Raw genomic sequence first — 20,358 nt, forward strand, 5'->3', positions numbered from 1 at the left:
CGTCTTTCGCCGGGCATGGAAAAGGCGCACCCTCGGGTGCGCCTTTTTCTAGTTCACGCCGCGCAAATCCAGCAGCAGCTCGTTCTCGCCGTCCGCATCAAGCACGACCGGGATGCCCCAGTCCTGCTGGTACAGGTGGCAGGCCGCGTGATCGGGAATCTCGCCGCCCGGCTCTCCGTCGCAGGCCGCGGCGCGGGCGGAAATGTGCAGCACGCCGTCGGCCACCTCCGGGTTCAGCTCCAGGGTGCGGGTCAGGCCCACCGAGGTGCCGGCCCCGTCGAGGATCAGCTCCTCCGGGCTGGCCGAGATCTTCAGCTGGGTCGGATCGCCCCAGCGGTCATCGAGCTTCTGCCCCTTCGGCGCTGCGAAGCGCACGAGGATCTCGTGCTTTCCTGCCTGCACGCGGGTCTTCGGGCGCTGGGTCTGGCTGGCGCCTTCGTCCACCACCAGGGCCTCGGCAGGAATCGGGATGCGCACCAGCTGGTGGGTGTTGGTCTCCACGACCAGCAGCACCGGTTCGCCGTCCACCGAGCTGTCAACCAGCACGTCGGCCGGTTCCTTCAGCCCCTTGGCCAGGGTGGAGACTGTCTTGGTGGCCGGATCGAAGCGGCGCACCGCGCCGTTGTACGAGTCGGCGATCGCAATCGAGTGGTCAGGCAGCACCGCAACGCCCAGCGGGTGCTGCAGGCGCGCCGCCTCGGCGTCGCCGTCGCGGAAGCCGAAGTCGAACAGCCCGGTACCCACCGCGGTGTGCACCGACTGGGCCTGGCCGTCTTCGACCTCGATCCAGCGCAGGGCGCTGGTTTCCGAGTCGGCGATCCACACGTTCTCCCCGTCCAGGGCCAAGCCCGAAGACTGGGCGAACCAGGCCTGGTCCGGTGCCCCGTCGGCCAGCCCTTCCAGGCCGGTGCCGGCGAAGACCGACACCGCACTAGTGCGCGGGTCGAAGGCGAAGATCTGGTGGGTGCCGGCCATTGCGATGATGATCTTGCCCGAAGGGTGGTAGAGCACATCCCATGGGGAGGACAGCGAGATGTTCAGCGCGTCGGTGCCCAGCTCGGTTAGCTGGACTTCCTGGCGGGCGTTCTCCGAGTCCAGCAGGCGCTGCACGCCGTTGCCGGCCAGGGTGCCCACCTGCCCGGTGGCCAGGTTGACCGAACGCAGGCGGTGGTTGACGGTGTCGGCAACGACTACGTCGTAGCCGAGTTCCGCGGCCAGCTCGGCCGGCAGTGCGGCCAGGCCCTGCAGCTCGTTGAACTGGGCGGTGTCCGCGTCGCCGTCGGCGTAGCCCTTCACCCCGGCGCCGATGGTGCGCACCACGGTGGACAGGTCCCCGGCCAGCTCGACGAGCCGGTGGTGGCCCGAGTCGCCCACCAGGAAGTTGCCGTTGGCCAGGGCGATGGCCTTGCCCGGGAAGCGCAGGTCGCCTTCGCGGGCCTCGGGAGCCACGTACGGCCCGTTGCCGCGGTGCAGCGTGCCCTTGGCTTCGTGCTCAGCCACCAGTTCCTCGATCAGCGAGCCCAGGCCCTGGGCATGGCCCTCGCCGGAAAGGTGGGCGACGATGTAGCCTTCGGGATCCAGCACCACCAGGGTTGGCCAGGCACGCGCCCCATAGGCCTGCCAGGTGACCAGCTCCGGGTCATCGAGCACCGGGTGGTGGATCTCATAGCGTTCCACGGCTGCGGCCAGCGCGTCCGGATCGGCTTCGTGCTCGAACTTCGGCGAATGCACGCCGACGGTGACCAGCACGTCGGAGTACTTCGCCTCCAGCGGGCGCAGCTCGTCGAGCACGTGCAGGCAGTTGATGCAGCAGAAGGTCCAGAAGTCCAGGATCACGATCTTGCCGCGCAGGGCGTCCAGATCCAGCTGCTTGCCGCCGGTATTCAGCCAGTTCCGGCCCAGCAGCTCGCTGGCGCGCACCTTGTAATTGGCGCGGACGGATTCGGAAGTGCTCATGGTCATCCTTTCGCTGTCGCCGCGGCTGCGGCAATTCGAAGCTCAATTATCTGCCACCGCCGCCCGAACGGGCGAACGGTGTTAAGCAACATTGAGAAAAGTGTGAAGTTCTTGCTGGTGCAACCACCGGCCCGCGCCGGGTATTCCCGCTAGGGCAGCTGCGCTAGCACGGTGTCCAAGATGCTGGTGGCCACCTTGTTGAAGGTGGCATCCTGCAGCGAGGTCGCGGACATGAAGGAAACCATCACCGCGTACTGATCGGTGCTCTTGATCAGCACCAGCGAATCCTGCGCATACTGCCCGTCGCGGCTGTAGTACAGGGCCGAATCGGCTTCCGGCACGCCGGGATCCGAGAACTTCAGGGTCTCGCGGTAATCCAGGCCGTTGAGCTTCACGGTTTTGCATTCGTCCAGGATTGTGGCCACGTTCTTGTTGTGCGCCGCGACCTTGGCCGCCTGGTCGCCGAGCTTGGCGACCTCCACCGAACCGGTGATCGACTGGTTCTCGTTGGTGAAGTCGGTGCGCGCCGCCTCGGTGCCCAGCTGCACCGGCGACCAGTTCAAATCCTCGATCGGGGCCGAGCACTGGGCCGGCAGCACCACGATGTCCTTGAGCGTGTCGGTGGGCGGCGTGGCCAGGGATTCGAGGTCCTTGCCCTGGATCTTCGCGCTGGCCGGGAAGCCGAGCTCGGCGGCCATCACTGCCCCGGCGGTGGTGGCCACCTGCGCGGTGGTCATTTCCGCAGGCTCTTCAGCTTTCTCGGAGGCGCTGGGCGTCGCGGTGCCCTGCACGGCGATCTTGTGGGTCTCGTCCTGCGGCATCTCCTGCTCCGCGGAGCAGGCGGTGGCCGCGAGCAGCGCGCAGGCCAGCAGGGAGGAGGCGAGGATCTTCTTGGTGCTAGGCACGGGGGTCCCTTCGGTCGGCCTGCTTGTAGCGGGCGAACATTTCGTTGTAGGCAGCCAGCTCTGCATCGTTGTCGCGCTCGGCCTGGCGGTCGTAGCGCTTGGTGTCCTTCTTGTCTTGGCGCAGCCAGGAGATGACCACGAAAATCGCCAGCACCAGCGTCGGCACCTCGCCGATCGCCCACATCGCCCCGGCGCCCACCACCTGGTCTTCCAGCGCGGTGCCGCCCCAGGTCCGGCCCATGTTCCCGAAGTAGTCGGGGGCCAGCAGGGTTTCGGTGCTCATCAGCGCGACGCCGAAGAAAGCGTGGAAGGCGACGGTGGCCAGCAGCACCACCAGGCGCATCGGATACGGGTAGCGCTTGGGAACCGGGTCGGCATCCACCAGCGACAGGGCGAACAGGTAGCCGGTGAGCAGGAAGTGCAGGTTCATCAGCTCGTGGCCGGCGTGGTAGCGCATGGCCGGTTCGAGCAGCGGGGTGAAGTAGAAGACCACGATCGAGCCGGCGAAGTTCACGGCCGCGAAGATCGGGTGCGTGATCACCCTCGAGTAGCGCGAGTGCACCAGGTAGAGGATCCATTCGCGCGGGCCGCGCGTGCCATCGGCGCGCGAAGGCAGCACCTGCAGCAGCAGCGTGACCGGGGTGCCCAGGACCAGGAAGATCGGCACGATCATGGTCAGCGACATGTGGTCGACCATATGCGTGGAGAACTGGATCTTGCCGTACACCGCCACCGCGCCGCTGGTCACGTAGAACAGCGCGAACAGGCCGACGATCCAGCTGGCAAGGCGCAGCACGCTGGGCTTGTCCCCGCGGCGGGCGAGCTTGATGAACGCCCACAGGTACACGGCCAGGCCGAACAGGCACACAGCCACCCAGATCCAGTCCATCCGCCAGGTGGTGAACCAGGCGGCCGTGTCCGGAGCCGGTGGCAGGTCATAGCCGGTGAGCAGTCGCGCCGGGGTCGCTTCGGCCGGCGGGGCGTCGGAAGTCGGCGGAGCGGTGCGCGCCAGCACGGTGGCCACCGACATCACTGCGGCCATCAGGACGACTTCCGCGGCCACGACCTGCCAGGCCGCGCGCAGCGCAGTGAATTTGCCTTCCAGCAGCTTCGGAATCACCATTCGCCGGTGCCACAGGCCCAGCATGCCCAGTGCCAGGGTGATCAGCAGCTTCACGACCACCAGGGTTCCATACGGGGTCAGCCACTGGTCCCAGTCGGTGATGCGGATGACCGCGGAAGCCAGACCGGAGCCGATCATCAGGAATACCGCGAAGGTGGCCAGCGCAGAATAGCGCTTGAGCACTACCCCGGCCAGCACCTGCCCGCGGGCCCGGCCCGGCGCTTCGCCTCCCAGCGTCGGAGCGAGCAGGGCCAGCACCATGATGCCGCCGAACCAGAGGACCACGGCGAGCAGGTGCAGGCCGATGGAGTTCACCGCGGCGAAGTGGTCGTCTCCCCCGGCCGCGTGGCCGATGAACGCCAGCGGCAGGATGCCGAACAGCGAGAAGAGGGCGCTGAGCCCCACCGTGGTCTTGGAGCGCACTGCCAGCGCCAGCGAGCTGGTGATGGCGGCGATCACCACCATCCAGGCCCAGGCCCGTCCGGTGGTGATCGACAGGATGTAGTCCAGGATCGCTGCCGAGTACTGCGGGTCCAGGCTCATCGGGATGCCTGCCAGGTCCCAGAAGGTCAGCAGCATGACGGTGGCCGCGGACAGGGTCCACACCACCGCCGCCACGGCGGCGATATTCATCGTGCGGGTGAATGCCGGATGGGCGTCCCCTTCGGTATCGCGGGTCACCTTGGCGGCCCGCGGGATGATCGCCGCGGCGAACACCAGTGCTGCGATGCTCAGCGCCATCGAGGCGTGGTGGATGGCCCGGGCGATGGGCAGCGACCAGCGCACGAACGCCCCGGGATCGGCCAATTCCGCCGGCCGGGCGATCCCGGTGAACAACACCGCCGCCAGGAAGGCCACCGTCGCAGCGAGGATTCCGGGCAGGATGAAGCGGGCAACTGAAACCGTACGCTGTGTATCCATAACCTTCTCATCATCTCATTCTTCGCCCGGCCGGTCACCGTGCGGCCGGGCGGGTTGGGCGCATCTCACATTTGAAGCTGCTCCCCCAGATAGCCGCCTTCAGCCACCCCGGGCAGGATCGCATACAGCCCTGATCCCACCGGCTTCAGCCAGGTGTTCAGCGCATCCGCGGCCGCCAGCCGGTGCTGCACCGGGATGAAGCTGGTTGCCGGGTCGCGCTGGTAGCTGGCGAACAGCAGGCCCGAAGCCTGCCCGGCGAAGTTGTAGCCCCGCCGGTGCATGACTTCATCGGCGCTGCCCGGCCTGGCCAGCGCCACGTGGGCGTTGGCCGCGATCGCCGGCAGCCCGAGCCCATTGACCGCTGCGAGGTCCACCGGGTCATCGACGCTGCCCCCGGACAACGGCGAGCCGTCGGCCTGCCGCCGGCCCAGCGCATGGTCGCGTCCTGCGGTGTCCACCTCGTCCCAGCCATCCAGGTCCATTTCGAACCTGCGCAGCGCCAGCGTGGTTCCGTTCTCGATCCAGCCCGGCTGGCCGAACACCGCTTCCGCGCGCACCTCCCCCTCGGGGTTGTTGACGCCGTCCAGCTGGCCGAACAGGTTGCGGAACCCGTGCACGCCAGGGCTTGCGAACCCGGTTTGGGCGAAGCGCCGGGAGGCCAGGCCGCGCAGGTTCTTGGATACCGCCCGCACTGCATGCTGCAGCACCGTGGGATCCTGCGCGCAGAACTGGATCAGCAGATCGCACTGCCCGTACTGCTGTTCGAGCTGGTCGCCGGCGAAATGCGGCAACGTGCCGATCTGCCCGTGCCCGGCCACATCGAGCAGGCTCTGGCCCAGCCCCACGGTGAGCGTCAGCTCGCATCCGGGCTGCGCCATTTCCGGTTCGGTGTCGGCCAGCACTCCGCGGCCGCTGGCCAGCCTGGCCGCATCTTCGGTGATCATCTGCAGCATCGCGCGCAGCTGGTCCTTCTTCGACCCTTCGCGCCAGTGCAGATCCCATCCGGCGAACACCGCGTGGGCCTGCTGGCGATCGAGGATTCCCGACTGGTACTTGCCGTAGAACGGGCGGTAGCCAGGCTCAGCGGCGCTGGCCGCTGGCACGCTGAGCTTGCCGGTGCCGAACCCGGTGAGCATCCCGCCCAGCGCGGCGGCCGCGGTGGTGCCCAGCAGCGCCCGGCGATCGACACTAATGCCCGGCATGCTCGTCGTAGCTTTCCTTGGCTCCGTCGAAGTTGCGGATCGGGAAATCGACCTCGGTGCTCGACCCGTCGGCGAACTCCAGCGTCAGCCTCGCCGTTTGGGCGGCCACGAGCGGCTGTTGCAGGTCCATGAACATCAAGTGGTTTCCGCCCGGTGCCAGCACCGCGTCCTTCCCGGGTTCGATCACCAGGTCCCCTTCGAGCTGCGCCATCGTCATCCCGGTGCCGGTGCCGCGCATTTCGTGGATCTGGATCTCGTCGCCCTGCGCGTTGCTGACCTGGTGCAGTGCAATCGGGGTGCCCGACGAGTTGTGCAGGGTGCCGAAGGCCGCGCTCATGCCTGATTCGGCGGCCTTTGCCCAGGTCTCGCTCGTAGTCAGCGCTTCAGCCTGCCGGACGGTTTGCTGCTCGCTGCCCGGTGCGGGTGAGCCGGCGCCCTGCGCGCAGCCGGCGAGCAGCAGTGTGAGGCCCAAGGCCAGTGCAGAAGTCTTTTGGAATTTCATGTTCTCAAGCTTTCAAAATCGGTGTGCAGGCGCGCCAAAGGCTGCGGTGGCCTCTGGCGCACCGGAAGAGTGGGGGTTACTTGGACTGGCGCATGAACTTGGCTAGCACGCCCAGCGCACCGCCGAGGATGACCACGCCGATGATCACCCAGATGACCGGGCTCACCGAGCTGCCCAGTTCCTGGACCGGGTTCTGGCCTCGTTCCTCGTCAGCGGAGCCGGCAGTCTCGCTTGGAGCGGCTGGCGCGCTGGAGCTGACCAGGGTCGGTTCGGCCTGCGGCGCGTCGATGCTGAAACCGATCTTGTTCTCGATCGGGTGCCCGTCAGAGGACACCACGCGGTAGGCCAGCTGGTACTCTCCGTTGGCCAGTTCCTGGGCCGGGGTGATGGTGACCTTGGTGCCCTTGGTCTGCGCTTCGGCGTCGATCTTTTCCCCATCAAGGGTCAGCGAGACCACCGTGGAGTCCACGCCGGATAAGCTCTGGAGCACACCGGAGAATTCCAGGGTGATGTCTTCCGGGGCCTGCTTGACGGTTGCCCCGTCCTTCGGGGTGGAGCCGATCAGCTGGTCGTGGGCGTTCGCGGCACTAATCGAGCCGGCAAAGGCCAGCAGGGAGAACGCCAATACGGCGATCACGCGCGAGATCTTCTTGGTTGCTACGGTCATGGTTTTCCTTCCAAGCCCCTGTCGGGGCGCTTCGATTCTTTTCTCAGGCGGCAAGAATGAAGCAGGGAGGACCGCGGCGCTCCGGCAACCTTCCCAGTTGCGCCAGCTTGAGTTGGAAGCGCAAGGGGAAGTAGGCGCGGAGCGGCCGGGCAGCAGGAGCCTGCACGCGAATGCGCGCGAGGATCCGCCGGGCCGTTGACAGTGTGAGGCAGCTGCCCAAGACCTTGAGCAGGCGTTCACCGCCGTTGAGCACCACAACGCTGGCGATCGCGGCCAGCACGTGGGCGTAGAGCATCGATTCGGTATGCACGTTGGCGTACTGCGCGGTGATGTTCTGCGCCAGCTCCAGATTTCGTCCCGCATGATGGACGTGCTCCATGCCGGAAACATCGCCGCTCGGGTGGCTCATCACCGACAGGCTCAAGTGGTAGAGCCCTTGGCTGAGCAGCACGACCAGGCTGGTTGCCCACAGGGAGAATTTACGGCCAACCAGCACAACACTGATCGCCGCGGAAACGCAGGTAATCAGCAGCATGGCCACGACCGACAGCGCAGTGGGCGCGCTGTGGGCGTGGGCGGCAAAAGCTGTCCAGGTGCACACGCTTGCCGCTAACCAGCCGCGCAGTACGCGGGTAGCGGGTTTCTGTGACACGGTGGGCAGCCATTCTTAGTGGAAATCTTCAATCATGGCTGATTCTACGCGAAGTAGAAGTATGCCTCAAATGGTGCCAGATAACGCAAAAGGCCCGTCCCTGCCTCCTGGATTTCCCGGAGCGGGTCGGGCCTCGCGCAAAGCTCGACAGGAAGCTTACTTCTTGGCTACAGCAGCCTTCAGCTTCGAACCAGCGGTCAGCTTGACCGAGTGGCCAGCAGGAATCTGGATTGCTTCACCGGTCTGCGGGTTGCGGCCGGTACGAGCTGCACGATCGGTGCGCTCTACAGCCAACCAACCTGGGATCGACACCTTCTCACCCTTGGAAATCTGGTCGACGAAAACCTCGAAGACTGCATCCAGAACACCGTTGACGGCAACCTGGGAGTTTTCGGTCTTCGCTGCAACAGCAGCAACAAGTTCGCTACGGTTCATAGCCAATGTATGGTCCTCCTGGACTAGTGATCCAAGACCCTCTTCCGGGCCCGGACGCCGCGCGGTCGCACGGACTTATCAGTGAGAACATATCAAACGTTTTGCCCTGAAACACTGGAAAACGGGCGGAAAACCGGGATTTTTTCAACTAATTGCAGTTTTCTTGGTTCAACGGCACCATTTTCGAGCTGAATAAAAGCTATTGCAACGCTGCTTAACGCGGCAAGGCCCGCCAAACCGAGGACGGTTGGCGGGCCTTGCGCAAAGCTCGACAGGAAGCTTACTTCTTGGCTACAGCAGCCTTCAGCTTCGAACCAGCGGTCAGCTTGACCGAGTGGCCAGCAGGAATCTGGATTGCTTCACCGGTCTGCGGGTTGCGGCCGGTACGAGCTGCACGATCGGTGCGCTCTACAGCCAACCAACCTGGGATCGACACCTTCTCACCCTTGGAAATCTGGTCGACGAAAACCTCGAAGACTGCATCCAGAACACCGTTGACGGCAACCTGGGAGTTTTCGGTCTTCGCTGCAACAGCAGCAACAAGTTCGCTACGGTTCATAGCCAATGTATGGTCCTCCTGGACTAGTGATCCAAGACCCTCTTCCGGGCCCGGACGCCGCGCGGTCGCACGGACTTATCAAGAGTTGAACTTACCAGCTGGCGGCGACAAAAAGTGCATCATCATGCGGATTCTGCTGAATTTTTAGCCAAATCAAAGGTGTGAAAGTTCACCCGGGACCTACAGCGCGAACGGATCGAGTCCCTCATTTGCCTTCACGAACAGCTCCCAGGCTTTGCCTTGCAGCTCTTTGCCGCGGGTCGCTTTCGCCGGGCTGGCCAGTACCGTTGGGCCCTTCGTCAGGAATTTCGGCCCCAGGTAGCAGCCACGTGGCGCGGCATCCAATTCAGGTGCCAAGGCCGCTTCGACCAAGGCCACCGCTCCTTCGTGTTTGCCCTGCGCGAAACCAGCCTGCAATTGGCCGATCAGCCGCTTGGCGTAGTCCGGCTCACTAATGCTGGGCACCTGCGGGGACAGCCCGGAGAGCGCATATCCCGGATGGATCGCCAGCGCACGAGCCGGCAGTTCCAGCTGGCGCAGCCGGTGGTCCAGGGCCAGGGTGAACGCCTGCACTGCCGCCTTGGACTGCACATAGGCGCGGTAGGGATGGTAATCGCGGGCCAAGGCCAGATTCTGCGGATCGGTGGCCAGCATACGTGTGGACATCGACCCCAGGCCGATGAACCGCATCGGCTGGCTGAAGCGGTCGGCGAGTTCGCCGGCCAATCGTGCGTGTCCGATGAAGTTGGTGCTCATAGTGAGCTCGTAACCGAGCAGGCCCCCTTGGCGTTCCCGCGGCGCCCGGATAATCCCGGCGTTGGCGATCAGCGCGTCCAGTGGCCGATTGCGCAGCTCTGCCGCCAGCCCCATGGCAGATTCAATGCGTGAGGAGTCGTACTGCATGAATTCGACACGGGCCTCCGGCACGCGCCGCCGGATCTGCCCCATCGCATGTTCTGCGCGGCTCTGGTTGCGGCAGGCAAGGATGACCTGCGCACCGGCCTGCGCCAAGCCGAGGCTGGCGAAGAAGCCGAGGCCGCTATTCGCGCCGGTCACTACGACGGTCTTGCCGTGACCCAGTGTCGCCCACCGCTTCCGGTTCGCGTAGATGTCGGCTGCGGGTTGCGGGTAGGGGGTCGCTGGCTTCATGGTTACACGCTACTACAGGGCGGGCCCTCGAATGCCGGTGGGACATGGCAATTGAGCCAAACCCGCAGACACCTCGCAGCAGCACGTGGTGCCCATGATCTTCGGCGATCCACGCGGATCCGCGGGGATTGATTTTATTCGCCCAGCTCCTGCGTGGATTGCTCTGGAAAGCCTGCACGCGCATTGCCGGGTTCCAGCCCGCGGTGGGATCATTGGAAGATGGAGCATAACGAGGATGCCGCGCTGAATGCGGCCCGGTACAAGATGAAGCAGGACAGCGAGCCGCTGCCCGTGGATGAGTATGCGCAGGCCACCGGGATGGCTCCCGTTGAGAAGCAGAAGACTCCCCTGCAGCTGCATGCCGAGGACGAAGCCTGGGAGGTGGCCAACTCGGTGCTCGATGAGGCCTTCGCCCGCGGCGACTTCGACAATCTGGCTCTCGCCGGACAGAAGATCGACCACATCACCAGCAACGATGATCCCGACTGGTGGCTGAAGTCGATGATGCGCCGCGAGCAGCTCACCGGTCTAGGACCACCTGCGCTGACCTTGCGGGTTGAAGATGAGCAGATGGAGCAAACTCTGGACCGCTTGCCCACCGAGCGTGCCGTGCGGGAGCATATCGAGGATTTCAACGCCCGCATCATTGAGGCACGGCGCCAGCTGCTGGGCGGACCCCCGGTGATCACCGCGTTGCGCGATTCCACTGCCGAGGTGCTTGGCTGGCAACAGCGCCGCGCGGAGAAACCGTCGCCAGTGGAAGAGAGTGCACCGCCAAAACGCCGGTGGTGGAGGCGTTAAATGGCGAAGCCGCCCTCCCGAAACGGGAAGGCGGCTTGCTAAGTCAAAAGACTTGCAGGTCTTACCAGGAAGACTTGGTGATGCCCGGAAGCTCACCACGGTGTGCCATGTCGCGGAAGCGGACACGGGAGATGCCGAACTTCTGGAAGGTACCGCGTGGGCGGCCGTCGATGGCGTCGCGGTTTCGGACGCGCACTGGGGAAGCGTTGCGTGGAAGCTTCTGCAGGCCTACGCGTGCAGCTTCACGAGCTTCGTCGGTTGCGTTTGGATCAACCAGGGTCTTCTTCAGTTCGAGGCGCTTTGCAGCGTAACGCTCGACAATGACCTTGCGCTGTTCGTTCTTTGCGATCTTGGACTTCTTGGCCATGTCTTAGCGCTCCTCTCGGAATTCTACGTGCTTGCGGACTACCGGGTCGTACTTCTTCATGACCATGCGGTCAGGGTTGTTACGACGGTTCTTACGGGTTACGTAAGTGAAACCGGTTCCAGCGGTGGACTTCAGCTTGATGATCGGACGTACGTCCTTATCCTTCTTTGCCATGTTTAGAGCTTCACACCCTTCGCAATCAGGTCAGCAATAACAGCGTCGATACCGCGAGCATCGATTACCTTGATGCCCTTGACCGACAGGGTCAGGGTCACCTTACGGCGCAGCGAAGGCACGTAGTAGGTCTTCTTCTGGATGTTCGGATCGAAACGACGCTTGTTGCGACGGTGCGAGTGGGAGATGCTATGTCCGAAGGCCGGAGTAGTACCGGTTACCTGGCAAACAGCTGCCATGATCACTCCTCAGTTAGTTAGTAGTAAAATTCGGCGGTACTCGCGCACAGTGCCCATACCTAAATATCGACACGGCTTGATGCGTTATGAGTCCCGCCAACCAGTGAAACACCGTTAATACTGCACACTAGGAAGGTAACCAGGCTGGGTGAGAACCAACCGAAGAGCCTTAAAGTATGTAAGTCGGTGAACTTCGCAACCGGTCGAGCAATTTCCCCGTACTCAGTTGGCCACGATATTCGGTATTACGGGCAACGCGCAGTTGTTCTGCCGTTATACGGCATAGCAACACACGCGATTAACGCCTGATTAGCTTATCGAGAATTTCTCAGTGTTCCAAATCGGAAGTCTCCGCGTTCAGGATCCAATTATCTGCATCAAGCGACGTCGTGATCTTGCGTGTAATCCGCGTAAGATCCTTAACATCCTTGTCATCGAGGGTATCGAAGAGCAGCCCGCGCACCGAAGCAACATGATGAGGTGCCATTTGCTGCACAGCTTCCCACCCTTCCTGCGTTAATGAGGCGATTTTCACACGGGCATCTTCTGGGGACTGCTCGCGGATCACCCAGCCGCGCTTCTCCAGCTTCTTCACCACATGCGACAGCCGCGACAGCGAGGCGCTGGTATGCGAGGCCAGTGTCGTCATCGTCAGCTGGTGGTCCTTGGCCTCGGAGAGCATAGCGAGCATGTGATAGTCGAAGAGCGTGATACCTTCCAGTCCGTGCAGGTCGGAGTCCAGGGCAGCCGGCAGCAAAGTCATGACCGCATGCAGTCCAAGCCAGGCGTCGCGTTCAGGCTGGGAGAGCCAAACTGGCTTATCACTCATGAAGTTTCCAATCGTTTCGAGAACCGCCATTATCAGGTCGGGAGAGCATCAAACAGTAGAGCACATATTGTAAAGCTAAGTATTTACTATATGTCAGATGCCCATAATTCAGTTCTTTGCCGATATTTCCATCCGCTAGCCATCCTAATGCGCTCTCCTCGCGGGCGCTTGCCGCCACCACGGTTCCTGCACCGAATCGGAAGATCTGCCACCTGCCGAACACATGTCCCGGATCCGGGCCAGGGCACGTCCCGATGGAATTGGCGAACCAGCACGCAGGGCACGCCAAAGTCCCGCGCTTCTGGAGCGCGGGACTGGGAGCGGAGCGCGGGACAGCTAGGAATTTTCCAGCTGCTTCTTCTTGCGGTAGCTGATCACCTGCCCGATGACCACCACGAGCAGGGCGAGGATGAACATTGCCGAGCCAATGACATTCGCCTGGGCCGGGATGCCGCGGGTCGCTGCCACATAGATGAACTTCGGGAAAGTCTGGAAGGTGCCGGAGTTGAAGTTCGTGATGATGAAATCGTCGAAGCTCATCGCGAAGGACAATAGCGCGGCAGCCACGATGCCCGGCAGCAGCAGCGGGAACGTGACCTTCCAGAAGGCTGTGCGCGGCGAGGCATAAAGATCGGCGGCAGCTTCCTCCAATCGCGGATCCAGCGAGGAAACCCGCGCCCTGACCGTGACTATCACGAAGGACATGCAGAACACGATGTGGGCGATCACGATGGTGGTGTAGCCCAGTTCCCAACCGAGGTTCAGGAACTGCGCCAGCAGCGACGCGCCGAGCACCACTTCCGGCGTCGCCAGCGGCAGGATGATCAGCACGTCGGTGAGCTTGCGGAAACGGAACTTGTAGCGGACCAGGCCGATGGCGATCAGCGTGCCCAGGGCGGTGGCGACGATGGTGGCCACCGTGCCGACCTGCAACGAGTGAACCAGCGACTCGCACACTGCCGGAGCGCCGCAGGGGTTCTGCCAATTCGACAGGGTGAAGCCGCGCCATTCCAGGTTGGTGCGGCCTGCATCGTTGAAGGAGAACACGAAGATGTAGGCGATCGGGACCAAGAGGTAGATGAAGGCCAGCCCGCCGACGGCGGGAATGAACCAGCGTCCGATTTTCTGCTTCATGCTACATCAGCTCCTCGGTGCCGAAGCGGCGGATATAGATCGTGACCAGGATCAGGATCGAGACCATCAGCACGAAGCTCAGGGCCGAGGCGCCCGGGTAATCAATGACCTTGAAGAACCTGGAGTCGATGACCTGGCCGATCATCGTCGTATTGCGGTTATTGCCCAGCAGGGCCGCGTTGACGTAGTCGCCGGCGGCCGGGATGAACGTCAGCAGGGTGCCGGCGAAGACGCCAGGGGCGCTCATTGGCAGGGTCACCTTGAAGAACGAGGTCATCGGGCTGGCGTACAGGTCCCCCGAGGCTTCGAGCAGCCGGGTGTCCAGCCTGCCCAGGTTCGCGTAGATCGGCAGCACCATGAAGGGCAGGAAGTTATAGGTCAGGCCGGCAACCACCGCGATCGGCGTGGCGGTCAGGTGCCCGTCGGCCGGCAGGATCGCGAGGAACTTCAGTGTCTGCGCGATGAACCCCTCGTCGGCCAGGATCTGCTTCCAGGCCTGGGTGCGCAGGATGAAGCTGGAGAAGAACGGGGCGATCAGCAGCACCAGCAAGATGCCCTGCAGCAGCGATTTCTCGCGCAGGCGGACCGCCACCAGGTAGGCCATCGGGAAGCCGATGAGCAGGGCCAGCACGGTGGCGATCAGCGCGAAGCCGAAGGAGCGCAGCAGCTCGGGCCAGTAGGCGGCGAGTACCGTGGCGTAGTTGCCGATTTCGAAGCCCGGCACGAACTCGCCGATTTCCGCGCCTTCGGGCTTCACATACAGGCTCATCGCCAGCAGCACGAGAACCGGAAGCGCGAAGAACAGGGCGAGCACCAGCATGCCAGGCGCGATCAGGTAGACGCCGGTGCGCCCCTTGCGCCGTTCCGCCCGGATCTCCTCGCGGCTGCGCAGGTCGGCGATCCCCTTCCTAGTCATCAGCGTCATGTCTGGTCCACCCCCGCGTCCTCATGCTCGGCGCCGGCCAGGCCGAAGGAGTGCTGCGCCTCCCAGGACAGGTGCACGGTGTCGCCCTCGGCGGCCGGCTGCTGGCCGCGGTTCTGCGCGAAGGTCCCGATGGTGCCGATCCCGTCCACCTCGACCAGGTATTCGGTGGTGGTGCCGGTGAAGGACACGTCGATCACGGTGCCTGTCAGGCGGTTCTCCCCCGCAAACCCCTCGCGCGAGATCGAGATCTTCTCCGGGCGCACGCCGACGACCACTTCGCCCGAAGCCTGCACCGCGCGGTCAGCCGGCAGCAGGATTCTCTGCCCATTGACCAGGACGCTGAGCATCCCTGCCTCCTGGCCCGTGACCGTGCCGCGCATCAGGTTGGACTTGCCCAGGAAGTTCGCGACGAACGCGGTCTTGGGCAGTTCGTACAATTCGCGCGGCGGACCCATCTGCTCGATCCGCCCGCCATTCATCACCGCGACCACGTCGGCCATGGTCATGGCCTCTTCCTGGTCGTGGGTGACGTGGATGAAGGTCAGGCCCACCTCGGTCTGGATGTTCTTCAGCTCCAGCTGCATCTGCCGGCGCAGCTTCATGTCCAGCGCACCGAGCGGCTCATCGAGCAGCAGCACCTGCGGGCGGTTGACCAGCGCGCGGGCCAGGGCCACACGCTGCTGCTGGCCGCCGGAGAGCTGGATCGGCTTGCGGTTTGCAAGATGCCCCAGCTCCACCAGCTCCAGACCGGCCTTCGCCTTGTCCATAGCCTGCTTGTCCTTCTTGCGCTTGAGCCCGAAGGCCACGTTCTCCAGCACGCTCATGTGCGGGAACAGCGCATAGGACTGGAACACGGTATTCACCGGACGCTGGTGGCTGGCCAACCCGGTCACGTCCTGCCCGCCGATCGAAATGCTGCCCTCGCTGGGAGCTTCCAGGCCGGCGATCATGCGCAGGGTGGTCGACTTGCCGCAGCCCGACGGACCGAGCAGGGCGAAGAAGGTGCCCGATGGAACCACCAGGTCGAGCTCCTTGACCGCCACGAAGCTGGAAAAGCGCTTGGTGATGCCCGACAGGTGCAGGTCCGCACCGGTGGCAGTGGTTTCAGTACGCGGTGCCAAGATTGTCATGCCCCTATCACTTCCTGGAACTGGTTCTGGTCAACGGTTGGCGCCGAACGGCGAGGCGCCTGGACTGCGCCTCTGCGCGTGCAGATGTCGGCTCGTTGTCTCATGGAATTCCCCGCTTCTAGGCGCCGATGGCACTCTGGAATTCAGAGTTCAACGTGGTCTCTTCATCCGCCTCCAGCGAGCGGAAGACGTGCGCCTTGGCCAGATCGGCGTCGGACGGGAAGATTAGCGGGTTGCTGACCAGTTCCGGGTCGATCTTCTCCATTTCTTCCTTGGCGCCGACCACCGGGCAGATGTAGTTCACGTAGGCTGCGACCTCCGCGGCCACGGCCGGGTCATAGTAGAAGTCCATGAGCTTCTCGGCGTTGGCCTTGCGCGGCGACGCGACCGGAACCATCAGGTTGTCGCTCCACAGGGTGCCGCCTGCTTCGGGGAGCACGAACTCCCACTGGTCGTCGTTCTCGAAGTTCATCTGCACGATGTCCCCGGACCAGACAATGCCGGCGATCGCATCGCCGGAAACGAAGTCCTCCTTGTAGGAGTTGCCCTTGACCTGGCGGATCTGGCCGTTGTCGATGTTCTCGCGCAGCACGTCGGTCGCGGCGCCGAATTCGCTTTCGCCCCACTGGCCGGCGATGTCCACGCCGTTCTGCATCATCAGCAGGCCGATGGTGTCGCGCATTTCGTCGAGCACGGTGACACGGCCCTTGAGCTTCGGATCCCAGAGGTCCTCGACGGACTTCAGGCCCTTCGGGAACGCCTTCTTGTTCCAGGCGATGCCGGCATATCCGGACTGCCAGGTCAGCGAGTGCTTGCGTCCCGGGTCGAAGTCGACTTCCTTCAGGCTCGGCAGCAGGTTGGCGGAGTTGGGGATGTTCGCCAGGTCCAGTTCCTGGACGTAGCCCTGGCGGATGATGCGCCCGGCCATCCAGTCGGTCAGCGTGACGATGTCCTGGCCGATGTCCTGCCCGGCCTTGAGCTGGCCCTGCACCTTGCCGTAGTAGGTGTCGTTGCCGTCGATGTCCTCGCGGTAGTTCACCGCGATGCCGGTCTTCTTGGTGAAGGCACCGAGGGTCGGATAGGTCTTCTTCTCATCGTCGTAATCCAGGTACAGGGTCCAGTTGGCCCAGTTGACCGTCGGATCGGTTTCAGAAATGTCCTTGATCGACGGGGCTGCTTGCGTGCTGCTGCCACCGGTGCCGCAGGCCGCGAGCAGCCCGGTCAGGCCCAGGGCGCCGGCGGCGGAAAGCACCGAGCGGCGGGAGTAGCTGCGCTGGCTCATGGCCTGGACGAGTGCGCGGATCTGCGGGTCTTGCGGAAGTCGGCGTTGCGAGTGCGACATGGCTGGAGTCCTAACGACGAATGTGATCGGCCACACATGAGAGTGTTGACGTTCATCCTGCCAGCAATACGCAGGTGCAACAAGACCTGAACGCAAGTTTCCTTGTAAAAATTGCGTTACTAAAACTGAAATCTTTCGAAAATACCCCTTTCGCAACTGATTCAGTGAAGGTAGGGTCTGTGGAAAGTCCCTTAGACCTAGGAGGTCGATATGACGCTGCCCTCGCATACCGCGCAGGCCATTGATGAAATTTCCAAGGAGATCATCGAGCAGCTGCAGGAGGATGGCCGGCGCTCCTATGCCGCCATCGGCAAGGCAGTCGGCCTGAGCGAAGCGGCTGTACGCCAGCGCGTGCAGAAGCTGGTCGAGAGCCGCGTCGTGCAAATCGTCGCAGTCACCAATCCGCTGGAATTGGGCTTCACCCGCCAGGCCATGATCGGCATCGTCGCCGCCAATGACATCAGCGGCACCGCCGACCGGATCGCCGAATTGCCGGAGGTCGACTACTGCGTGGTCACTGCCGGCAGCTCGGACATCCTCGCCGAGGTCATCTGCTCGAACGATGAAGACCTGCTGCGCGTGATCGGAACGATCCGCGGGCTCGAAGGCGTGGTCAGCACCAATACGTACACCTACCTTTCACTCAAAAAACAGGAATACAACTGGGGAACACGATGAACACACCACGTGGTACCGATCGCCAGCAGGCCGCTCGCGATCACCTATGGATGCATATGGCCCGGCACTCCGGAATTTCCAACGGTGCGCCGGTACCGATCATCTCGCACGGCGAGGGGCACAAGATCTACGACGATGCCGGTCGCGAATACTTCGACGGCCTGGCAGGGCTGTTCGTGGTCAACGCCGGGCACGGCCGCGCCGAACTGGCCGAGGCCATGGCCAAGCAGGCCGAGAAGCTGGCCTTCATGCCATTGTGGTCCTACGCCCATGAGCCGGCGATCGACCTGGCCGAACGCCTGGCCAGCTATGCGCCGGGCGATCTGAACCGCGTCTTCTTCACCACCGGCGGCGGCGAAGCTGTCGAATCCGCCTTCAAGCTGGCCAAGCAGCATTTCAAGATGAAGGGCAAGCCGGGCAAGACCAAGGTCATTTCCCGCGCCCTGGCCTACCACGGCACCCCGCAAGGCGCGTTGGCCATCACCTCGCTGCCGGATATGAAGACCCCGTTCGAACCGCTGGTGCCCGGCACCTTCCGCGTGCCGAACACGAACTTCTACCGCGCCCCGGAGATGTTCGCCGACAACGAGAAGGACTTCGGGCTGTGGGCCGCAGAGCGTATTCGCGAAGCCATCGAGTTCGAAGGCCCCGACACCGTGGCAGCGGTGTTCCTGGAACCGGTGCAGAACTCCGGTGGCTGCTTCCCGCCGCCTCCTGGATACTTCGACCGGGTGCGCGAAATCTGCGACGAGCACGACGTGCTGCTGGTCTCCGATGAGACCATCTGCGCCTTCGGTCGCATCGGCTCCATGTTCGCCTGCAATGACTTCGGCTACGTCCCGGACATCATCACCTCGGCCAAGGCGCTGACCAGCGGCTATGCCCCGCTGGGCGTAATGGTCGTTTCCGACAAGCTGTTCGAGCCGTTCACCAAGGGCGACACCACGTTCTACCACGGCTACACCTTCGGCGGGCATCCGGTGGCCGCAGCGGTGGCGATGGCGAATCTGGACATCTTCGAACGCGAGGGCCTGAACGAGAACGTCAAGAACAATGCCGACGCGTTCAAGTCCACGCTCTCCAAGCTCACCGACCTGGATATCGTCGGCGATGTGCGCGGTGCCGGGTACTTCTACGGAATCGAGCTGGTCAAGGACAAGGCGACCAAGGAAACCTTCAACGATGCCGAGTCCGAACGCCTGCTACGCGGGTACCTGACCTCGGCACTATGGGAGGCCGGACTGTACTGCCGCGCCGACGACCGCGGCGACCCGGTCATCCAACTGGCTCCGCCGATCACCATCGGGCAGCCGGAGTTCGACCAGATCGAATCCATCCTGCGCACCGTGCTGCAGGAAGCGGCCAGCAGGATCTAGGTGCGACAAGGCCCGCAGGTATCGCCTGCGGGCCTTTTGCACTAGTCAGAGCGTGTTACTTCACGAAGCTACGCCCAATTGGTACTTTGTGGCACAGGCCACTAGTCTGAGGTCATTAGACGATTAAGATCGCCTTTTGGAAGATTGCAGGAACCTCATGACTTTGGAACCGACCAGAATCAGGCTGGCACGCGAACGTGCGGCGCTGAGCCGGTCCGCCTTGGCCGCCTCGCTGGGCATTTGCGAGCGCGAACTAGCTCGTGCTCCCGAGGATCTTTCCCTTGCGCTGGCCGATGCGCTGGACTGCGCGCCGCAGTACTTCCGGCTTCCCGCCACCCGGGGCATCGACACCGAACGGATCTTCTTCCGCTCCCCTCGCCGCACTAGCACCGCGCAGAAGGTGGCAGCCGCCGCCCTGGGCCGCAACGGCGTGGAGCTCTACCACCTGATCACGCGGAACTTCCGGCTCCCGCAAACCGAGATCCCCGAGCTGTGCGGCTTCACCCCGGAAGATGCGGCAGCGCAGCTGCGCACCGAATGGGATCTGGGCTGCGGCGCGCTGCCCGATCTGCTGCACCTGCTCGAATCCCACGGGGTGCGGGTGCTGAGCCTGCCTGCCTCGCTGGACGCGGTCAAGACCTTCAGCTTCTGGGAAGACGGACAGGCCTTCATCTTCCTGGCCGCCGGCAGCCGCAATGCGCAACGCCTGGACATGGCCCACGAGCTGGGGCATCTGCTGATGCACTCCTCGCTGGGCGAGAACCGCGAGCAGATGGCCACCGCCGAGCGCGAGGCCGATGAATTCGCCGCACGCCTGCTGCTGCCCTCCTTGTCCCTGCAGGTCAGGGTTTCGGACTCGCTGCAGATCCCGCAGCTGCTGGTTCTCGAAGAGCACTTCGGGGCACCTGCCACGGCGATCCTGGCCCACGCCCGGGCCTGCGGCCTGCTGGGCGACGGCACCTACCGCTGGCTGTCCCAGGAGCTGGCTCTGGAACCGGCCGCAGGGCACCAGCAACTCGTCTCCCGGGTGTTCTCGCTGGTCTTCCCCTCGCTGCAGCTCGATCATCGGGCCAGCACCGCACGGATCGCCCGCGAATTGGGGCAGACCGCAGCGCAGATCCATGAGCTCACCTTCGGGCAGGCCTACGTGGTGCTCGACGGCGGGAACCTGCATCAAGCCGGCGAGGGAATCCGCGGCCACCTGCGCGCGCTCTAGCAACCCCGCGGATTCGGGGCTACGCTGGTGCCACCAGGCGATGGCGCCGCGGCCGATCGCCGAGCCAAAAGGGGAT

General features: G+C 63.8%; 22 protein-coding genes. 4 read left to right on the forward strand and 18 right to left on the reverse strand.

The window, feature by feature from the left end; all coding sequences use genetic code 11:
* Positions 1-48: 48 nt before the first annotated feature.
* The 10 genes from ATK23_RS09510 to ATK23_RS09550 form a co-directional block, all read right to left on the reverse strand.
* A complete protein-coding gene (locus ATK23_RS09510; protein ID WP_066141149.1) occupies positions 49-1,956 on the reverse strand; it encodes an NHL domain-containing thioredoxin family protein in 1,908 nt (635 codons plus the stop codon).
* Positions 1,957-2,105: 149 nt separating this feature from the next.
* Positions 2,106-2,861 (reverse strand): hypothetical protein, encoded by a 756-nt coding sequence (locus tag ATK23_RS09515; RefSeq protein WP_066141152.1) that lies wholly within the window; start codon positions 2,859-2,861, stop codon positions 2,106-2,108.
* Positions 2,854-4,905: a bifunctional copper resistance protein CopD/cytochrome c oxidase assembly protein gene (locus tag ATK23_RS09520; RefSeq protein ID WP_066141154.1), complete on the reverse strand. Its 2,052-nt coding sequence runs from the start codon at positions 4,903-4,905 to the stop codon at positions 2,854-2,856. The genes ATK23_RS09515 and ATK23_RS09520 overlap by 8 nt, the downstream gene beginning before the upstream one ends.
* A 65-nt stretch (positions 4,906-4,970) precedes the next feature.
* The gene (locus ATK23_RS09525) at positions 4,971-6,107 is read right to left on the reverse strand and encodes a Dyp-type peroxidase (protein WP_066141156.1); all 1,137 of its coding nucleotides are present in this window, start codon (positions 6,105-6,107) and stop codon (positions 4,971-4,973) included.
* Entirely contained in the window at positions 6,094-6,609 is a 516-nt protein-coding gene (locus tag ATK23_RS09530; RefSeq protein WP_066141159.1) for a copper chaperone PCu(A)C, read from the reverse strand. The genes ATK23_RS09525 and ATK23_RS09530 overlap by 14 nt, the downstream gene beginning before the upstream one ends.
* A gap of 76 nt (positions 6,610-6,685) precedes the next feature.
* Entirely contained in the window at positions 6,686-7,276 is a 591-nt protein-coding gene (locus tag ATK23_RS16335; protein ID WP_066141160.1) for a copper resistance CopC family protein, read from the reverse strand.
* A 43-nt stretch (positions 7,277-7,319) separates the two neighbouring features.
* Positions 7,320-7,928, reverse strand: a complete 609-nt coding sequence (locus ATK23_RS16340; RefSeq protein ID WP_157801650.1) for a hypothetical protein — start codon at positions 7,926-7,928, stop codon at positions 7,320-7,322.
* Positions 7,929-8,084: 156 nt separating this feature from the next.
* Positions 8,085-8,369: an HU family DNA-binding protein gene (locus ATK23_RS09540; protein ID WP_013349906.1), complete on the reverse strand. Its 285-nt coding sequence runs from the start codon at positions 8,367-8,369 to the stop codon at positions 8,085-8,087.
* A gap of 274 nt (positions 8,370-8,643) precedes the next feature.
* Positions 8,644-8,928 carry an HU family DNA-binding protein gene (locus tag ATK23_RS09545; RefSeq protein ID WP_013349906.1) on the reverse strand — a complete coding sequence of 95 codons (285 nt, stop codon included), beginning with the start codon at positions 8,926-8,928 and terminating at the stop codon, positions 8,644-8,646.
* A gap of 174 nt (positions 8,929-9,102) precedes the next feature.
* On the reverse strand, positions 9,103-10,071 hold the full coding sequence (locus ATK23_RS09550) for an SDR family NAD(P)-dependent oxidoreductase (protein ID WP_066141164.1): 969 nt from the start codon (positions 10,069-10,071) through the stop codon (positions 9,103-9,105).
* Positions 10,072-10,290: 219 nt separating this feature from the next.
* On the opposite strand from ATK23_RS09550, the gene ATK23_RS09555 reads away from it, so the two are divergent.
* Positions 10,291-10,872: a DnaJ family domain-containing protein gene (locus tag ATK23_RS09555; protein WP_066141167.1), complete on the forward strand. Its 582-nt coding sequence runs from the start codon at positions 10,291-10,293 to the stop codon at positions 10,870-10,872.
* Between the two features lie 61 nt (positions 10,873-10,933).
* On the opposite strand, the gene rpsN is transcribed toward ATK23_RS09555, so the two are convergent.
* From rpsN to ATK23_RS09595, 8 genes are all read right to left on the reverse strand, one after another.
* Positions 10,934-11,239, reverse strand: a complete 306-nt coding sequence (gene rpsN, locus ATK23_RS09560; RefSeq protein WP_038990287.1) for a 30S ribosomal protein S14 — start codon at positions 11,237-11,239, stop codon at positions 10,934-10,936.
* 3 nt (positions 11,240-11,242) lie between these two features.
* The gene (rpmG, locus tag ATK23_RS09565) at positions 11,243-11,413 is read right to left on the reverse strand and encodes a 50S ribosomal protein L33 (protein WP_013349910.1); all 171 of its coding nucleotides are present in this window, start codon (positions 11,411-11,413) and stop codon (positions 11,243-11,245) included.
* A 2-nt stretch (positions 11,414-11,415) separates the two neighbouring features.
* Entirely contained in the window at positions 11,416-11,652 is a 237-nt protein-coding gene (gene rpmB, locus ATK23_RS09570) for a 50S ribosomal protein L28 (protein ID WP_013349911.1), read from the reverse strand.
* A gap of 328 nt (positions 11,653-11,980) precedes the next feature.
* Positions 11,981-12,481, reverse strand: coding sequence for a MarR family winged helix-turn-helix transcriptional regulator (locus ATK23_RS09575; protein ID WP_066141398.1), 501 nt, complete (start codon positions 12,479-12,481; stop codon positions 11,981-11,983).
* A 336-nt stretch (positions 12,482-12,817) separates the two neighbouring features.
* Positions 12,818-13,615, reverse strand: coding sequence for an ABC transporter permease (locus ATK23_RS09580; protein WP_038990285.1), 798 nt, complete (start codon positions 13,613-13,615; stop codon positions 12,818-12,820).
* Position 13,616: 1 nt separating this feature from the next.
* Positions 13,617-14,540, reverse strand: coding sequence for an ABC transporter permease (locus ATK23_RS09585; RefSeq protein WP_052253594.1), 924 nt, complete (start codon positions 14,538-14,540; stop codon positions 13,617-13,619).
* Positions 14,537-15,670 (reverse strand): ABC transporter ATP-binding protein, encoded by a 1,134-nt coding sequence (locus ATK23_RS09590; RefSeq protein ID WP_066141171.1) that lies wholly within the window; start codon positions 15,668-15,670, stop codon positions 14,537-14,539. Before ATK23_RS09590 ends, ATK23_RS09585 begins: the two co-directional genes overlap by 4 nt.
* 118 nt (positions 15,671-15,788) lie before the next feature.
* Entirely contained in the window at positions 15,789-17,012 is a 1,224-nt protein-coding gene (locus tag ATK23_RS09595; RefSeq protein WP_066141173.1) for an ABC transporter substrate-binding protein, read from the reverse strand.
* A 210-nt stretch (positions 17,013-17,222) separates the two neighbouring features.
* On the opposite strand from ATK23_RS09595, the gene ATK23_RS09600 reads away from it, so the two are divergent.
* The 3 genes from ATK23_RS09600 (at position 17,223) to ATK23_RS09610 (ending at position 20,282) form a co-directional block, all read left to right on the forward strand.
* Positions 17,223-17,690, forward strand: a complete 468-nt coding sequence (locus tag ATK23_RS09600; RefSeq protein ID WP_066141175.1) for an Lrp/AsnC family transcriptional regulator — start codon at positions 17,223-17,225, stop codon at positions 17,688-17,690.
* Positions 17,687-19,066: an aspartate aminotransferase family protein gene (locus tag ATK23_RS09605; RefSeq protein WP_066141177.1), complete on the forward strand. Its 1,380-nt coding sequence runs from the start codon at positions 17,687-17,689 to the stop codon at positions 19,064-19,066. Before ATK23_RS09600 ends, ATK23_RS09605 begins: the two co-directional genes overlap by 4 nt.
* A gap of 157 nt (positions 19,067-19,223) precedes the next feature.
* The gene (locus tag ATK23_RS09610) at positions 19,224-20,282 is read left to right on the forward strand and encodes an ImmA/IrrE family metallo-endopeptidase (protein WP_038990281.1); all 1,059 of its coding nucleotides are present in this window, start codon (positions 19,224-19,226) and stop codon (positions 20,280-20,282) included.
* The last annotated feature ends 76 nt before the right edge of the window (positions 20,283-20,358 follow it).

Origin of the sequence: Glutamicibacter nicotianae, assembly GCF_002797775.1 — a bacterium.
In the GTDB taxonomy this organism is placed as follows: Bacteria; Actinomycetota; Actinomycetes; order Actinomycetales; family Micrococcaceae; genus Glutamicibacter; species Glutamicibacter nicotianae.

Excerpts from the sequence above, each read along its gene's own strand:
- rpmG (WP_013349910.1), bottom strand. The coding sequence starts at position 11,413 with ATGGCAAAGAAGGATAAGGACGTACGTCCGATCATCAAGCTGAAGTCC.
- ATK23_RS09585 (WP_052253594.1), bottom strand. The coding sequence starts at position 14,540 with ATGACGCTGATGACTAGGAAGGGGATCGCCGACCTGCGCAGCCGCGAG.
- ATK23_RS09575 (WP_066141398.1), bottom strand. The coding sequence starts at position 12,481 with ATGAGTGATAAGCCAGTTTGGCTCTCCCAGCCTGAACGCGACGCCTGG.
- ATK23_RS09590 (WP_066141171.1), bottom strand. The coding sequence starts at position 15,670 with ATGACAATCTTGGCACCGCGTACTGAAACCACTGCCACCGGTGCGGAC.
- ATK23_RS09555 (WP_066141167.1), top strand. The coding sequence starts at position 10,291 with ATGGAGCATAACGAGGATGCCGCGCTGAATGCGGCCCGGTACAAGATG.
- ATK23_RS09510 (WP_066141149.1), bottom strand. The coding sequence starts at position 1,956 with ATGAGCACTTCCGAATCCGTCCGCGCCAATTACAAGGTGCGCGCCAGC.
- ATK23_RS09520 (WP_066141154.1), bottom strand. The coding sequence starts at position 4,905 with ATGGATACACAGCGTACGGTTTCAGTTGCCCGCTTCATCCTGCCCGGA.
- ATK23_RS09605 (WP_066141177.1), top strand. The coding sequence starts at position 17,687 with ATGAACACACCACGTGGTACCGATCGCCAGCAGGCCGCTCGCGATCAC.
- ATK23_RS16335 (WP_066141160.1), bottom strand. The coding sequence starts at position 7,276 with ATGACCGTAGCAACCAAGAAGATCTCGCGCGTGATCGCCGTATTGGCG.
- rpmB (WP_013349911.1), bottom strand. The coding sequence starts at position 11,652 with ATGGCAGCTGTTTGCCAGGTAACCGGTACTACTCCGGCCTTCGGACAT.
- ATK23_RS09600 (WP_066141175.1), top strand. The coding sequence starts at position 17,223 with ATGACGCTGCCCTCGCATACCGCGCAGGCCATTGATGAAATTTCCAAG.
- ATK23_RS09580 (WP_038990285.1), bottom strand. The coding sequence starts at position 13,615 with ATGAAGCAGAAAATCGGACGCTGGTTCATTCCCGCCGTCGGCGGGCTG.
- ATK23_RS09610 (WP_038990281.1), top strand. The coding sequence starts at position 19,224 with ATGACTTTGGAACCGACCAGAATCAGGCTGGCACGCGAACGTGCGGCG.
- ATK23_RS09525 (WP_066141156.1), bottom strand. The coding sequence starts at position 6,107 with ATGCCGGGCATTAGTGTCGATCGCCGGGCGCTGCTGGGCACCACCGCG.
- ATK23_RS09595 (WP_066141173.1), bottom strand. The coding sequence starts at position 17,012 with ATGTCGCACTCGCAACGCCGACTTCCGCAAGACCCGCAGATCCGCGCA.
- rpsN (WP_038990287.1), bottom strand. The coding sequence starts at position 11,239 with ATGGCCAAGAAGTCCAAGATCGCAAAGAACGAACAGCGCAAGGTCATT.
- ATK23_RS09550 (WP_066141164.1), bottom strand. The coding sequence starts at position 10,071 with ATGAAGCCAGCGACCCCCTACCCGCAACCCGCAGCCGACATCTACGCG.
- ATK23_RS09530 (WP_066141159.1), bottom strand. The coding sequence starts at position 6,609 with ATGAAATTCCAAAAGACTTCTGCACTGGCCTTGGGCCTCACACTGCTG.